Here is a 15,393-nt window from a genome sequence, read left to right on the forward strand (position 1 = left end):
TAATTCTGAATTGCTGGATATTTCATTGAGTTTATTATTGTTTTTATGTTAAATCAAAATTTTAGGACAGCTAATTTGATTAATTATTTGGTATAAAAAAAATAATCTTTTGTTTATTTTGTTAAAATAGCTGTATTATTTTCATTTTTGATAATTCCGATACCTATAAATTCATAATTTGCTTGTTAAATAACTGAAATGTTTCTAATTTAAAAATTAAAACCACAAAAAAACCCGTCTCGTTTTTAGAACGAGACGGGCAAATAAATATTTTTTTAAATTTTTCTTTTAATAACCTGCGCCTGCGCCTGCAATCACTTCGATTGGATGCCAGGTTGTTTTGGTTTCCTGGAAATCAAAAATCAGATGCGGAGATTCATGTTTGTCAGCAAAATAATCGCCGTCTTCACGAATGACAACACGTTTTAAATTCTCGATAGCTAAATCCTGAATTTTAGAGATGGTTTCTGAGTTATTTCCACAATACAAAATCGCATTGACATCTTTATGAGCTGCAAACTGAGTCAGTAATTCCGTTTGGTTTCCGGTCAAAATATTAACCACACCGCCGGGAACATCTGAAGTTGCTAAAACTTCAGCAAAAGTAACCGCACAAAGCGCCAATTGTTCCGAAGCTAAAACCACGCAAGTATTTCCGCCAGCAATGATAGATGCAATTTGAGTTACCAAGCCAAGTAAACTACTTTGTTGTGGCGCAAAAACCGATACAACTCCGGTTGGTTCCGGCACAGAAAAGTTAAAGAAACTTCCCGAAACCGGATTTACGCTGCTATATAATTGTGTGTATTTATCACACCAACCTGCATAATAAATCAAACGGTCAATGCTCAAATCAACTTCTTGTTGTGCTTTGGCTTTGCTGATTCCCTGCAATTCTAATTCTTCTATAAACTGTGCTTTTCTTCCTTCCAGAACTTCTGCAATCCGGTACAAAATCTGATTGCGGTTGTAAGCTGTTTTGTGTGCCCATACGCCTTGAGCGTTTCGAGCAGCTACGACAGCATTTCTGAAATCTTTTACAGAAGACCAACACATGTTGGCTATCGTTTTTTTGTTCACGATAAGTGGATAATAACGTCCCGATTCGGTTCTTGGAAAACTTCCTCCGATATATATTTTATAGGTTTTCAAAACTTCTATTCTTGACATGATGTTAGTTTTTATTCAAATTTTAAATAAGGTTCCAATCCGTGTAAACCACCTTCTCTACCGAAGCCGCTTTCTTTATAACCTCCAAAAGGAGATGCCGGATCAAACTTGTTAAAGGTGTTCGCCCAAACAACTCCGGCACGCAATTGTGATGTCATGTTGAAGATTTTCGAACCTTTATCTGTCCAAACACCAGCTGATAATCCATAAGGTGTATTGTTTGCTTTTTCGATAACTTCATCAACCGTTCTGAACGTTTGAATTGCTAAAACTGGCCCGAAGATTTCTTCCTGCGAAATCCTGTTGGACTGCGTTACTTTCGTGAATATTGTTGGTCTGCACCAAAATCCTTTTGATGGTAAATCGCAAGCTGGCTGGTACATTTCAGCACCTTCCTGTTTTCCGATTTCGATATATTTATTGATGGTTTCCAATTGCTTTTTGGAATTGATTGCACCGATGTCTGTGTTTTTATCCAATGGATCACCAACATGTAATGAATTCATTCTGTCTTTCAGTTTCTGAACAACAACATCAAAAACAGATTCCTGAACATAAAGACGTGAACCTGCACAGCATACGTGACCTTGATTAAAGAAAATTCCGTTTACGATTCCTTCCACAGCTTGGTCTAATGCTGCATCTTCAAAAATGATATTGGCTGCTTTTCCGCCCAATTCCATTGTAGATTTTTTAGGTGTTCCGGCAATCGCTTTCATGATAATTTTACCAACTGCAGTTGAACCTGTAAAGGCAATTTTATTGACATCGGGATGATTCACGATGTGTGAACCTGTAGCTCCGGCACCCGAAACGATGTTTACAACTCCGGCAGGCAAACCAGCTTCCTGAATAACTTCAGCAAGTAAATATAATGTCAACGGAGTAGTTTCAGAAGATTTGATTACGACAGTATTTCCTGCAGCCAAAGCTGGGGCAATTTTCCATGCTCCCATCAACAAAGGAAAGTTCCATGGAATAATTTGACCTGCAACGCCTAGTGCTTTTGGTTTTCTGTTTGGGAAAGCATATTCCAGTTTATCTGCCCATCCGGCATAATAAAAGAAATGTGCTGCTGCCAAAGGAACATCAACATCACGCGATTCGCGGATTGCTTTTCCACCATTTAATGTTTCTACAACTGCAAATTCTCTTGCTCTTTCCTGTATGATTCTGGCAATTCTGTATATATATTTTCCGCGTTCTTTTCCGGATAATTTTGACCAAACAGTATCGTATGCTTTACGCGCAGCTTTTACTGCTATGTCAATATCTTCTTCATTTGCTTCAGCCACTTTGGCTAAAACTTTCTCATTAGCTGGATTTATTGTATCAAAATACTTTCCTGATTTTGGCGCGACAAATTTACCATTGATAAACAAATCGTAAGTATCTTTAAGCTTAAAGTGAGTAGTACTTTCTGGTGCCGGATTCAACTTCCAGTCAGAACTAAAATCTATTGTATGTGTTTTTTTCATTCGAACTAAACTTTAGAAAAATAATCGTTTGATTGGTAAATGCCTGATTTTTGTTTTACTATTTGTAGCAAAACATCGTTGGCTAAACTGCTGGCTCCAAAACGGAAATACTCATTAGTCAACCATTTCCCACCAAGGGTTTCTTTTACCATTAATAAATATTGAAGGGCTAATTTTGAGTTTGAAATTCCGCCTGCAGGTTTCATTCCAATCATAATTCCGGTTTTATAATAATAATCACGAATTGCTTCGAGCATTACTAAAGTCACAGGCAAAGTTGCGGCTGGTTTTATCTTTCCTGTAGAAGTTTTGATAAAATCTGCTCCGGCATACATGGCGATATCACTTGCCTGACGCACTTTGTCGAGGGTTCCGATTTCACCTGTTTCGAGGATAACTTTTAGTCGAACGTTTTTCCCACAAGCTTCTTTTATCATTGCAATTTCATCGAAAACAAAATTATAATCACCGCTGTGGAATTTTCCACGGCTGATTACCATATCCACTTCATCGGCACCTCCATCGACAGCCATTTTAGTATCTAATAATTTGATTTCAGCACTCGATTGACCGCTAGGAAAAGCTGTTGCAACCGAAGCCACTTTTACGCCAGTTCCTTTAAGTTCGTTAACTGCTAGTTTGACAAAATTTGGATACACACAAACTGCCGCTGTGGTTGGTAATCCTGGCAATTCATCATGCAAATGATGTGCTTTAAAACAAAGTTGTTTTACTTTTTCGTCAGTATCAGCACCTTCTAAAGTAGTCAAATCAATCATGTTCAAAGCCATCAGTAAGCCTTGCATTTTTGATTCTTTTTTAATACTTCGGGAAGTAATTCTGGCAATTCTATCCTCAATCCCAACCTGGTCAATGCGTGGGGAATTTAAAAAATCAATCTGTTTCATTTAATAAATTTAATTAAATCAGCGTCAACTTATCAATTTCAAATCGACACGAACAGACAAATATATAAATATCTTAACGACTAAAACCCAATATTGGTAATTTATTCCCATTTCGTGTAACAAATTATCGAACTGTGAAGTCTAACATTTCTTAAACTTATATCCTCTATTTTATAATTTGTTAACTTAGCGGATTAATCAAACTAAACCAATCAATGAAAAACATTAAAATGAGTATTCTGGCAGCTGTGGTACTAATGGCTTCCTGTGCTAAAAAAGAAGAACTTACTTCCGGTATCAATAAAAAAAATATGGATACTAAAGTAAATCCTGGTGATAACTTTGCCGATTATGTAAACGGAACATGGCTTAAAAACACTAAAATTCCAGCTGATAAAGCTTCTTATGGTGCTTTTGATATGCTCTATGACCAGTCTCAAAAAGACGTAAAAGCAATTATTGAAGACGCGGCTAAATCAAATGCTGCAGATGGTTCTGACGAACAAAAAATAGGCGATTACTATGCTTCATTCATGGACAGGAAAGGCAGAAATGCCAAAGGAATAAAGCCTTTAGAATCTGAAATGAAAGCTGTCGATGCGATTGCAAACTATAATGATTTGGCTAGCTATTTTGGCAAAGCAAACAGAGCAGGTGTTTCTGTTCCCTTTGTCATCTTTGTGAATCAGGATTCAAAAAAGCCAAATGAGTATGCATTAACCACATGGCAAGGCGGAATTGGACTTCCGGAAAGAGAATATTATACTTCAGCTGATGCCAAGATGGCTGACATTCGCAAGAAATATGTTGCCCATGTTGAAAAAATGCTGCAATTAGGCGGAGTAGAAAATGCTGCTGATAATGCTGCAAAAGTTATGGCACTTGAAACTACAATAGCTTCAAGCCACATGAAAAAAGAAGACACCCGTGATGTTGTAAAACTATACAACAAATATAATACAGCCGATTTAAAAACACTGATGCCTGATTTTGATTGGAGCGGAATGCTTACAGCCGCTGGAATGGAAAAAGAAAAATCAATTATCATATCACAGGTTGAGTATACTAAAAGCCTGAATAATATAATTAAAAACACGCCTATCGATACTTGGAAAATTTATCTTAAATGGGGTGTTATAAACAGAAATGCCAACCGATTAACTGCAGCATTAGACAATCAGAATTTTGAATTTTACAGCAAAACATTATACGGAACAGAAAAGCCAGAAGAAGACTGGAAACGTGCTGTAAACAGTGTGAATGGCGCATTGGGTGAAATTGTAGGGAAAGTATATGTTGAAAAACACTTTTCGCCAGAAGCTAAGGAACGCATGGTGACATTGGTTAAAAATTTATTGAAAGCCTATGCCGAGAGCATCAAAAAATTAGATTGGATGAGTGCTGAAACTAAAAAACAAGCTTTGGCAAAAGTGGATAAATTCATGATTAAGATTGGTTATCCTGATAAATGGAAAGACTACTCTTCTTTAAAAATTGACAAAATCGATTTATTTGGAAATGCTCAAAAAGCAGTTGAATTTGAATACCAAAGAAACTTAGACAAATTGGGCAAACCGGTTGACAGAACAGAATGGGGCATGACACCTCAAACGGTAAATGCTTACTACAACCCTTCGCTTAACGAAATCGTATTCCCAGCTGCTATTCTGCAACCGCCTTTCTTTGATTTAAAAGCAGACGATGCTGTAAATTATGGTGGTATTGGTGCTGTAATTGGTCATGAAATTGGTCACGGTTTTGACGACCAGGGAGCCGCTTACGATGGTGATGGCGTTATGCAAAACTGGTGGACAGCAACTGATCAAACAGCTTTCAAAGCAAAAACAAACGCATTGGTAGCTCAATACAGTGGCTTCAGCGCATTCCCGGATTTGAATGTAAATGGAGCATTTACTTTAGGAGAAAACATTGGTGACTTAGGTGGATTAAGCATTGCTATCAAAGCATATAAAGAAAGCCTTGGCGGAAAAGAAGCACCGGTTTTGGATGGTTTCACTGGCATGCAGCGTGTTTTCTTAGGTTGGGGACAAGTTTGGGGAGAAAAAGCACGTGAGGAAGCTGTTCGCAGCCAAATTGCAGGCGATCCACATTCACCGGCTAAGTTTAGAATTAATGGTGTCGTTAGAAACGTACCTGAATTCTACGAAGCATTCAAAATCAAACCAACAGATTCATTATATCTTGCTCCGGAAAAACGAGTAAAGATTTGGTAATCTTTTTAAAATAAAGAAAAAGCCCGGTCTCGTTCAAAAAAACGAGATTAGGCTTTTTTATTTAAAGCGAATTTCTGATTATCAAATCGGAAGGATTTTCAATTTGTTCCTTCCTGGAATTTAACACCATTGAAGCGAGTGTTTTCCCCATTATTTTAAAATCAGTTGAGATTGTTGTTATGCCATTTTCTACAACTTTTTTTAATGGTGTATCATTGTAAGATATGATTCCGAAATCTTTTCCAATAATTAAATTCTGTCTTTTTGCCTGTTCGATTACGTTTACCAAATGCCTGTCTGTTGGTATAATAAAAACATCACCTTTATGGATTGTGTTTTCTTCAAAACTGGTTATAATTTCATTTTCAAATAAACTATCATTGCAAAACTTAGTAAATCCGTCAACCATTCCCAAAGGTTCCTTATCTCCAGGGAAAATCATTATCATTTTTTTATATTTTGACAATCTTGATTTGCCTTTTTGCAAAGCCACATAAATGTCTTTTGAAAAACTTTGATGAACAGATGGAAAATCATTTAAATCAATATTCGTCTGATCCAAAATGTACACATCCTGTTTGGGTAATGTTTTGATTATGGAATCCGCACCGGCTAAATTTGTTGGCATAATAATATACTTTGAGTAATTACCATTGCTTTCATGAACGAGCTTTTTGAACATTTCAATATTAAAATGATGAAAGAAAATATCAATTTGAGCAACGCTATTTATCTCTTCCATAAACGAATTATAAATGTCTTCTTTGAAAGAATTCAATTCATCAAACAATAAAAAAATCCTTTGTTCAAAGCTAAACTCAACGCTCTTTATATAATACCCTTTACCCAAAATGGCGAAAACAATTCCTCTTTTTTTCAACTCGTCATAAGCTAATAAAACGGTATCCCGTGAAATCGAAAACTCCAAACTGACTTTATTTACCGAAGGTAATTTGTCTCCTTTCTTCAATCTGTTTTCGGCAATGGCGACTTCTATAGACCAAACGATCTGTTTATATTTGGGTGTTCCCGACTGGTTTTCAATGCTAATTAATTTCATAATGTAAATAACTGGTGGTAAGATACAAAAAAACTGGTAGGTACTGGTATGGTCAAATAATACTATTTTATACTTTTATTGCCAGATTTATAAAAAACCCATGGTAAAAAATAATTTTTCTCAAATTAACTCTTCGATAAATGCGAAATTATTGGGTTTTATGCCTGATGAAAAAGAAGTTTTTTGTTATACCATGGCAAACAAAAAAGGAGCTGAAGTAAGCATAATGAATTATGGCGCAACGATAATGTCTTTAAAAATTCCACTGGCTACTGGTGAAAAAATTGATGTTGTTTTGGGTTTTGATACTTTGGAAGATTATATCAACTCGTATAATCTGCCAAGTCCACCTTATTTTGGAACAACAGTCGGAAGATTTGCAGGACGAATTAATAATGCGGAGTTTTTCTTAAACGGAAAGCGGAATTTTCTAAACAAAAATCATGGCGAACACAATCTGCATGGTGGAATTTTAGGGTTTAGCAGAAAGTTTTGGAAAGTCATAGAGTCTACTTCTGATGAAAATCCATCGATTACTTTTGAATATGTAAGCCAAAATAACGATGAAAATTTTCCAGGAGAATTAACTGTTCAGGTTAGGTATACTTTGACAGAAGAGAATGAACTTCAGGTTATTTTTACTGCCACAACATCAGAAGATACGATTGTCAATTTAACTCAACACAGTTATTTCAATCTTGATGGTCATACCAATGCTATTTCAAATCAAAGTCTGATAATTAATTCCAAAAAAATCGTAGAAACTAACAAGGAACTCATTCCGACTGGGAATTTTGTGTCTTTAAATAATCATCCTTTTGACTTCGCTGCAGCTAAACCAATTCCAACTTTCATAGACAACACCTTTGTATTGGAAAATGAAAATGCAGCCACACTTATCAGTGAAAAGAACAGACTAAAATTGTCGGTTATAACCGATCAACCTGCGGTTCACATATATGTCGGAGGAAATTGTTTCGATAAAATCAAAGGAAAAGAAAATGCAGATTATCATCCAAAAAGTGGTATTTGTTTCGAAACACAAAACTTTCCCGACGCACCAAATCACGTTTGTTTTCCAAATTCAATTTTGAAAAAAGGAGAACAATACAACCATCAGACAACATTCAAATTTGAAAACATTTAATATGAAAAAAGCCCTTTTCATTCTATTTATAATCACTCTTTTTTCCTGTTCTTCAGGTGGAGGAACAGAACCTATAATTGAAGACCATTTTATTCGTGCTGCTGATATGTCTTATCTTCCATTAATTGAAAGCGAAGGAACAGTTTACAAACACAATAATACAGCTGAAAACGCTATCACAACCTTGAAAAATGCGGGTTGTAACACAATCAGAATACGGCTTTGGAAAAATCCTTCCGATGCACATTCCGGAATGACAGAAGTAAAGACTTTGGCACAACGCGTCAGAGCAGCTGGTTTAAAAGTTTGGTTAACGGTACATTATTCTGACACTTGGGCCGATCCTGGAAATCAAACAAAACCTGTGGCTTGGCAAAGCATGGATTTTAATACACTGAAAACAGCAGTTACCGATTATACCAATCTAATTATGACCGAAATCAATCCGGATATTATTCAAATCGGTAACGAAACAAATGATGGAATGCTTTGGCCGGAAGGCAAATTAACAACCAATGAAAGTCAGTATCTACAACTTGTTTCTGCCGCATCGGCTGCAATTAGAAGCAAATCAGCCACAACAAAAATCATGTTGCATTATGCCGGAATTTCGGGAAGCGATTGGTTTTTCAACAAAGTCGCCAATATTGATTATGATTATATTGGATTGTCATATTATCCTATTTATCATGGAACAAGTTTAGTAACTTTACAAAACACAATGAATACTCTTGGACAATTATATGATAAAAAAGTATTGATTGCCGAAACCGCTTACCCATTTACATTAGGATGGAACGATTATACCAACAATATTGTTGGACTTCAAAGCCAAATAATACCAACTTATCCAGCTACAAATGATGGACAAAGACAATACTTATTTGCTATAAAAAATACCGTAAAGCAAAGTACTAACGGAATCGGATTTTGCTATTGGGGTTCTGAATGGATTGCTTTCCGTGGACCAACTTCTACAAATGGCTCTTCTTGGGAAAACCAAGCGCTTTGGGACTTTACAAATAATTCGCTTCCCGTAATGGATGCTTTTAACGCTAATTAATCATGAGAAATTTACTTTTATTATTGCTCGTTTCGGCATTCGGCTTCAGCCAAAATAAACCTTTTGCAAAAGGCGCCGATGTAGGTTGGTTGCCTCAAATGGAAGCCACAGGTTATAAATTTTATGATGCCGACGGCAAAGAAAAAGATTGCCTGCAATTGCTGAAAGATCGTGGAATGAATTCGATTCGTCTTCGGGTTTGGGTAAATCCAAATGACGATAAAACAAGCGGACATTGCAGCAAAGAAGAAACAGTTGTTATGGCATTGCGTGCCCAAAAAATGGGAATGAGTGTGATGATTGATTTTCATTATTCTGATTCCTGGGCTGATCCTGCAAAACAATTCAAACCAAAAGCTTGGGAAAAACATTCATTTCCTGAATTACTAAACGATGTTTACAATCACACCTTTGATGTAATCAATGCTTTAAAAGTTGCCGGAGTAACTCCGGAATGGGTTCAAATTGGGAACGAAATCCCAGGCGGAATGTTATGGCCTGATGGCAGCACCAATCACTGGGATCAACTCGGGCAATTATTGAACAAGGGATACGATGCAGTAAAAGCCGTTGACAAAAACGTCAAAGTGATTGTGCATGTCGATGAAGGAAATAATAACCAAAAATTCAGAACATTCTTTGATAATGCTACACGACAAAAAGTACGTTATGATGTGATTGGTTTATCGTATTACCCGTTTTGGATTAAAAAAGATTACACCGAAGTCATAGCCGATTTAGAATTCAATCTGAATGATATGGTAAAACGCTATGGCAAGGAAGTTATGATAGTAGAAATCGGCGGCGAAGATGACAAAGTTCAAAACACTTATGATCTCTTAGCTACCGCGATTAAAGCCGTGAAAAATGTACCAGACAATAAAGGGATTGGCGTTTTATATTGGGAACCACAAGGTGCCAGAAGCTGGAGTCATTACAACCTTAGTGCTTGGCAAGCTGACGGAAAACCATCTCCGGCATTAGATGCTTTTAAAGAATAATTTAAGATGAATAAAAAAATATTTCTATTTGGATTACTGTTTTTCTTTGTGTTGTCTAATGCACAGAAAAAAATAAACTTTGACGAAGGCTGGAAGTTTCATTTTGGAAACGCAGCCAATCCGGACAAAGATTTTAATTACAGCACAGCAACCATTTTTTCAAAATCTGGTAGCGCAGCAAAAACCGCTATTAATCCCAAATTTGCCGACAGCACCTGGACATCCATCAACTTACCACACGATTGGGCGGTGGAACTTCCGTTTGAAAATTCACCAAGTTTTGATGTTGAATCTCATGGCTACAAACCTGTTGGTGGTTATTATCCCGAAACCAGCATTGGCTGGTATCGCAAACATTTTTTGGCAGATAAAAAAGACGCAAATGATCGTTTTCAAATTCAGTTCGATGGAATTTTTCGCAATGCTTCGATTTGGGTTAATGGTTTCTATGTCGGCAACAACTTTAGCGGTTATGTCGGACAATCCTATGACATTACAGATTATATCAATTTTGATAAAGAAAATGTAATCGTCGTTCGCGTTGATGCTACACAATATGAAGGCTGGTTTTATGAAGGCGCCGGAATCTATCGTCATGTTTGGCTTAATCAATACAACAACTTACACATTCCCGAAGGTGGTTTGTTTGTGCATCCGCAAGTAAGCGGCAAAAATGCTTTAGTAAACATTGAAACAATCGTTGAAAACAGAAATCTAAAGGCTTCCAATTGTGTCGTTTATTCTTATATCACCGACAGAAACGGAAAAGTAATCGCCAAAACTTCAGAGCAAAAATTGTCACTTGCTGTAAATGGAAAATCAACAATAAAACAAAAACTCAACCTCAACAATGCTCGTTTTTGGTCATTGGAAGATCCATATTTATACAAAGCATTTTCAGTTGTTAAACAAAATGGTAACATTGTTTACCAAACCAAAACCCGATTTGGTGTCAGAACAGTGAGATTTGATGCCAATGAAGGTTTCTTTCTGAATGGAAAACATATCAAAATTCAGGGAACAAATAACCATCAGGATCATGCCGGAATTGGTAGCGCTTTACCAGATTATATGCAATATTACCGAATCAAGCTTTTGAAAAAAATGGGTTCAAATGCGTATAGAGCGAGTCATAATGCGCCGACGCCAGAACTTTTGGAAGCTTGTGACAGTTTGGGAATGCTGGTTTTAGACGAACAACGTTTATTAAACAGCAGCCCGGAATATATCGCCCAATTTGAGCGATTGATTAAAAGAGACAGAAATCATCCATCCGTATTTTTATGGTCAATTGGCAATGAAGAAGGCTGGATTCAGAAAACAGAAACCGGTAAAAAAATTGCGCAAACGCTTTTGGCAAAGCAAAATGAATTAGATCCTTCGAGAACAAGCACATATGCCGCAGATATGGGTAATGAATTCAACGGTGTTAACGAAGTAATTCCGATTCGCGGATTTAATTATCGTCAATTTGCAGTTGCTGATTATCATCGTGATCATCCTAATCAGCCACTTCTTGGAACTGAAATGGGAAGCACGGTAACTACCCGAGGAATTTATGAAAAAGACAGCATCAGAGCTTATGTTCCCGATCAGGATATCACAGCTCCTTGGTGGGCAAGCAAAGCCGAAGACTGGTGGAAATTGTCTGCCGAAAACAAGTATTGGTTAGGCGGTTTTGTATGGACAGGTTTTGATTATCGTGGTGAACCAACGCCTTATAAATGGCCAAATGTCAATTCTCATTTTGGTCTTATGGATGTTTGTGGTTTTCCAAAAAATATTTATTACTACTACCAAAGTTGGTGGACAAACGAGGACGTTTTACACATTTCACCACATTGGAACTGGCCTGATAAAATTGGAAAGTCAATTGATGTTTGGGTAAACACCAATGCCGATGATGTGGAACTTTTTTTAAACGGAAAAAGTCTGGGTAAAAAAATAATGCAGAGAAATTCTCATTTGCAATGGGAAGTCACATACGAACCAGGAACGCTGGAAGCTGTCGCTTATAAAAAAGGCAAAAGGCTAACCACAAAAATAGAAACCACAGGTCAAGCATCAAAAATTTTTGTTTCCCCAGACAAAACCACGATGCTTGCTGACGGAAAAGACGCAACGGTAATCAATGTTTCTTTTGTTGACAAAGATGGAAAAGAAGTTCCTGATGCAGACAACATGATAAGCTTTACGATTTCCGGTGATGCCAAAATCATTGGTGTTGGTAATGGAGATCCAAGTTCGCACGAAGCAGATAAATGTGTGGATGGCATGTGGCAACGAAGCGCTTTCAATGGAAAATGCCAAGTCATTATCCAAGCCGGAAAAACTGCAGGTTCAATAAAATTAGAAGCAAAAGCAAACGGATTAATTTCTGGTAAAATAGATTTAGTCACAAAATAACCAATATGAAGAAACCCTATTTATTAGTATTTCTAATTATAAGTATAACTTCATGTAAAAATAAAATGGCGTTAACTAAGGAAAATATCTATCCTCTAGAAACTATTTTAATTCCAAACCATTCGGAATGGACGAAAACACATTATCCAGAAAAAATCAAAGAGTTTAAGGCAAATCCACTTAATTTCGGGGATATAGTTTTTATTGGAAATAGCATTACCGAACAAGGAGGAGAATGGAGTAAACGATTGAATAATCCAAAAATAAAAAACAGAGGCATTTCTGGTGATATGACAGAAGGTGTTTTGGCTCGCTTGGGAGAAATTTATTACTACAAACCGAGTAAACTGTTTATTAAGATTGGAATCAATGATTTATTTACTGATAACTTGTCAGCAGAATATGTTGGGAACAACATCTTAAAAATAGTAGAAAATATTCACTTAAAGTGTCCAAAAACAAAAATTTATGTCCAGACCATTTTACCAACAACTACGGAAAAAATAATTTTAAAAATAAGAACAACTAACACTATTTTAAAAAATAATGCACTAAAAAACAACTATACATTAATCGACTTGCATAGTGTTTTTGCAGATGAAAATGATATGATGAAAAAAGAATTAACCGTTGATGGTGTCCATCTTAGTGAAGCCGGATATGATGTTTGGGTGGATTATATCAAAAAATATATCGAGTAAATGAAGAAGAAATTAATCCAACATACTTCAGAGCATTTCGAAAAATTGTTTCATTCGCAACCTCAATCTATTTTTCTTTCTCCGGGAAGAATTAATATTATTGGCGAACACGTTGATTATAACGACGGTTTTGTAATGCCCGCAGCCATCAATAAATACATTTGCTTTGCGATTTCTAAAAATGAAAACAGCGAGTGCGCCCTTATTGCCAAAGACTTAAACGAAGCCTACAAATTTGACATGAAAGACGAACTGAAACCCGTAGAAAAAATGTGGGTGAACTATATTTTGGGCGTGTTGAGTCAGTTAAAAGACAAATACGGATTAGTACAAGGTTTCAACATTGTTTTCAGCAGTACGATTCCAATGGGCGCCGGACTTTCTTCTTCTGCCGCTTTAGAATGTGGGATTGGTTATGCAATGAATACTTTGTTTGATTTGGGTTTAACCAAAGAAAATATTGCGCTAATCGGGCAAAAATCAGAACATACTTTTGTGGGTGTTAATTGTGGAATCATGGATCAGTTTGCTTCGGTTTTTGGCAAAAAAAACAAAGTCATCAAACTCGACTGCAACACATTGGAACATGAATATTACAAAGCCGATTTTAAAAAATATTCGTTACTTTTATTGGACAGCAATGTCAAACATACGCATTTGACTTCAGGTTATAATGTGCGCAGACAGGAAGTTGAAGCTGGTTTGAAGATTATTCAAGAGCATTTTCCTCAGGTAAAAACATTCCGGAATTGTACCGAAAATATGGTCCTGGAATTAAAAGAAAAATTGGGCGATACTGTTTTCAGACGCTGTCATTTTGTAGTGAAAGAAATTCAACGTGTGCTAGATGCAGCTGCTGCTTTATCACAATCTGATTTCAAAAAACTAGGCGAATTAATGTCGGAAACACATCAAGGTTTGTCAAAAGAATATGAAGTGAGTTGTGAAGAAATTGACTTTTTAGTCGATGCAGTCCAACATGAAAAAACCGTTTTGGGCTCCCGGATGATGGGCGGTGGTTTTGGCGGTTGTTCTATTAATTTGGTTGAAAAAGGAACCGAAGAAACTCTTATCAAAACCATTTCCGAACGCTACGCAGACGCTTTTGGCATCGAACTTAAAGCATACAAGGTAAAAATTTCAAAAGGCACAACACTTTACAAAGACAATCATGCAGCCATTCAATAATAACGAACATCCGCACCGCCGCTACAATCCTTTGCTTGACGAATGGATTTTGGTTTCGCCACATCGCAATAAACGTCCATGGCAAGGCCAAAATGAAAAGTTGCACGAAGACAATCGTCCCGAGCACGATGATAATTGCTATTTGTGTGCTGGAAATGTTCGTGCTAATGGCGTGAAAAATCCTGATTACACCGATTGTTATGTCTTTGAAAACGACTTTTCTGCTTTGCTGAAAGAAGAAGTCAATTATGAAAATAAAAACAATTCCTTATTCCAATTAAAACCCGAAAGAGGCATTAATAAAGTCGTTTGCTTTTCACCAAAACACAATCTGACTTTGCCGGAAATGGAAGTTTCCGATATTGAAAAAGTTGTGCAAACCTGGGCCGAACAATACATCGAATTGGGAAGCCACGATTACATCAACTATATTCAGATTTTTGAAAACAAAGGCAGCGTGATGGGTTGCAGCAATCCGCATCCACATGGACAAATTTGGGCACAATCTTCTTTGCCAACGCAAGTTGAAAAGACTCAAAAAAGCCTTCGTGCATACTATGAAAAAAACAACACCAGCTTATTAAAAGACTATTTGGAAGCCGAGTTGAAAAAGGAAGAACGCATCGTTTTGGAAAACAATCACTTTGCAGTTGTAGTTCCATTTTGGGCAACCTGGCCTTATGAAACGATGATTATCAGCAAGAGGCATTTTGGGAATATCATCGCGATGAACAAAGAAGAAACCAAAGCTTTTGCCGACATCATTAAAGGTATTACAGTGAAATATGACAATCTTTTTGAAACATCTTTTCCATATTCAGCCGGAATTCATCAGTCACCAACTGACAGAGTTATACATCCCGAATGGCATTTTCACATGCATTTTTATCCGCCATTATTACGCAGTGCTACCGTGAAAAAATTCATGGTTGGATACGAAATGCTGGGTGAAGCACAGCGCGATATTTCACCTGAACAAAGTGCAAAAATTTTAAGAGACTTACCAAACATACATTATAAAACTAAAACCAATTGAT

At 36.6% G+C, this 15,393-nt stretch carries 12 protein-coding genes; 8 read left to right on the top strand and 4 right to left on the bottom strand.

Annotation, left to right across the window (positions count from 1 at the left end; all coding sequences use genetic code 11):
- Window positions 1–288 precede the first annotated feature (288 nt).
- From ABIQ27_RS08125 to deoC, 3 genes are read right to left on the bottom strand one after another with little or no spacing between them, the layout of a single operon-like run.
- Window positions 289–1,170 (bottom strand): aldehyde dehydrogenase family protein, encoded by an 882-nt coding sequence (locus tag ABIQ27_RS08125; protein WP_348033378.1) that lies wholly within the window; start codon window positions 1,168–1,170, stop codon window positions 289–291.
- An 11-nt stretch (window positions 1,171–1,181) separates the two neighbouring features.
- Window positions 1,182–2,648, bottom strand: coding sequence for an aldehyde dehydrogenase family protein (locus ABIQ27_RS08130; protein WP_348033379.1), 1,467 nt, complete (start codon window positions 2,646–2,648; stop codon window positions 1,182–1,184).
- A gap of 5 nt (window positions 2,649–2,653) precedes the next feature.
- The gene (gene deoC / locus ABIQ27_RS08135) at window positions 2,654–3,556 is read right to left on the bottom strand and encodes a deoxyribose-phosphate aldolase (RefSeq protein WP_348033380.1); all 903 of its coding nucleotides are present in this window, start codon (window positions 3,554–3,556) and stop codon (window positions 2,654–2,656) included.
- A 215-nt stretch (window positions 3,557–3,771) separates the two neighbouring features.
- On the opposite strand from deoC, the gene ABIQ27_RS08140 reads away from it, so the two are divergent.
- Entirely contained in the window at window positions 3,772–5,790 is a 2,019-nt protein-coding gene (locus ABIQ27_RS08140; protein WP_348033381.1) for a M13-type metalloendopeptidase, read from the top strand.
- Between the two features lie 61 nt (window positions 5,791–5,851).
- Here ABIQ27_RS08140 and ABIQ27_RS08145 read toward each other — a convergent pair whose 3' ends face one another.
- A complete protein-coding gene (locus ABIQ27_RS08145) occupies window positions 5,852–6,850 on the bottom strand; it encodes a GntR family transcriptional regulator (protein ID WP_348033382.1) in 999 nt (332 codons plus the stop codon).
- 100 nt (window positions 6,851–6,950) lie between these two features.
- Between ABIQ27_RS08145 and ABIQ27_RS08150 the strand changes: the two genes are divergently transcribed.
- From ABIQ27_RS08150 to ABIQ27_RS08180, 7 genes are all read left to right on the top strand, one after another.
- The gene (locus ABIQ27_RS08150) at window positions 6,951–7,997 is read left to right on the top strand and encodes an aldose epimerase family protein (RefSeq protein ID WP_348033383.1); all 1,047 of its coding nucleotides are present in this window, start codon (window positions 6,951–6,953) and stop codon (window positions 7,995–7,997) included.
- Between the two features lies 1 nt (window position 7,998).
- Window positions 7,999–9,060: a glycosyl hydrolase 53 family protein gene (locus tag ABIQ27_RS08155; RefSeq protein ID WP_348033384.1), complete on the top strand. Its 1,062-nt coding sequence runs from the start codon at window positions 7,999–8,001 to the stop codon at window positions 9,058–9,060.
- A 2-nt stretch (window positions 9,061–9,062) separates the two neighbouring features.
- Window positions 9,063–10,061 (top strand): glycosyl hydrolase 53 family protein, encoded by a 999-nt coding sequence (locus tag ABIQ27_RS08160; RefSeq protein WP_348033385.1) that lies wholly within the window; start codon window positions 9,063–9,065, stop codon window positions 10,059–10,061.
- Between the two features lie 6 nt (window positions 10,062–10,067).
- On the top strand, window positions 10,068–12,467 hold the full coding sequence (gene galA, locus ABIQ27_RS08165) for a beta-galactosidase GalA (RefSeq protein ID WP_348033386.1): 2,400 nt from the start codon (window positions 10,068–10,070) through the stop codon (window positions 12,465–12,467).
- 65 nt (window positions 12,468–12,532) lie between these two features.
- Window positions 12,533–13,168: a GDSL-type esterase/lipase family protein gene (locus ABIQ27_RS08170; RefSeq protein ID WP_348033387.1), complete on the top strand. Its 636-nt coding sequence runs from the start codon at window positions 12,533–12,535 to the stop codon at window positions 13,166–13,168.
- Window positions 13,169–14,356, top strand: coding sequence for a galactokinase (gene galK, locus ABIQ27_RS08175; protein WP_348033388.1), 1,188 nt, complete (start codon window positions 13,169–13,171; stop codon window positions 14,354–14,356).
- Entirely contained in the window at window positions 14,340–15,392 is a 1,053-nt protein-coding gene (locus tag ABIQ27_RS08180; protein WP_348033389.1) for a UDP-glucose--hexose-1-phosphate uridylyltransferase, read from the top strand. Before galK ends, ABIQ27_RS08180 begins: the two co-directional genes overlap by 17 nt.
- The last annotated feature ends 1 nt before the right edge of the window (window position 15,393 follow it).

Source organism: Flavobacterium sp. (genome assembly GCF_039916025.1).
In the GTDB taxonomy this organism is placed as follows: domain Bacteria; phylum Bacteroidota; class Bacteroidia; order Flavobacteriales; family Flavobacteriaceae; genus Flavobacterium.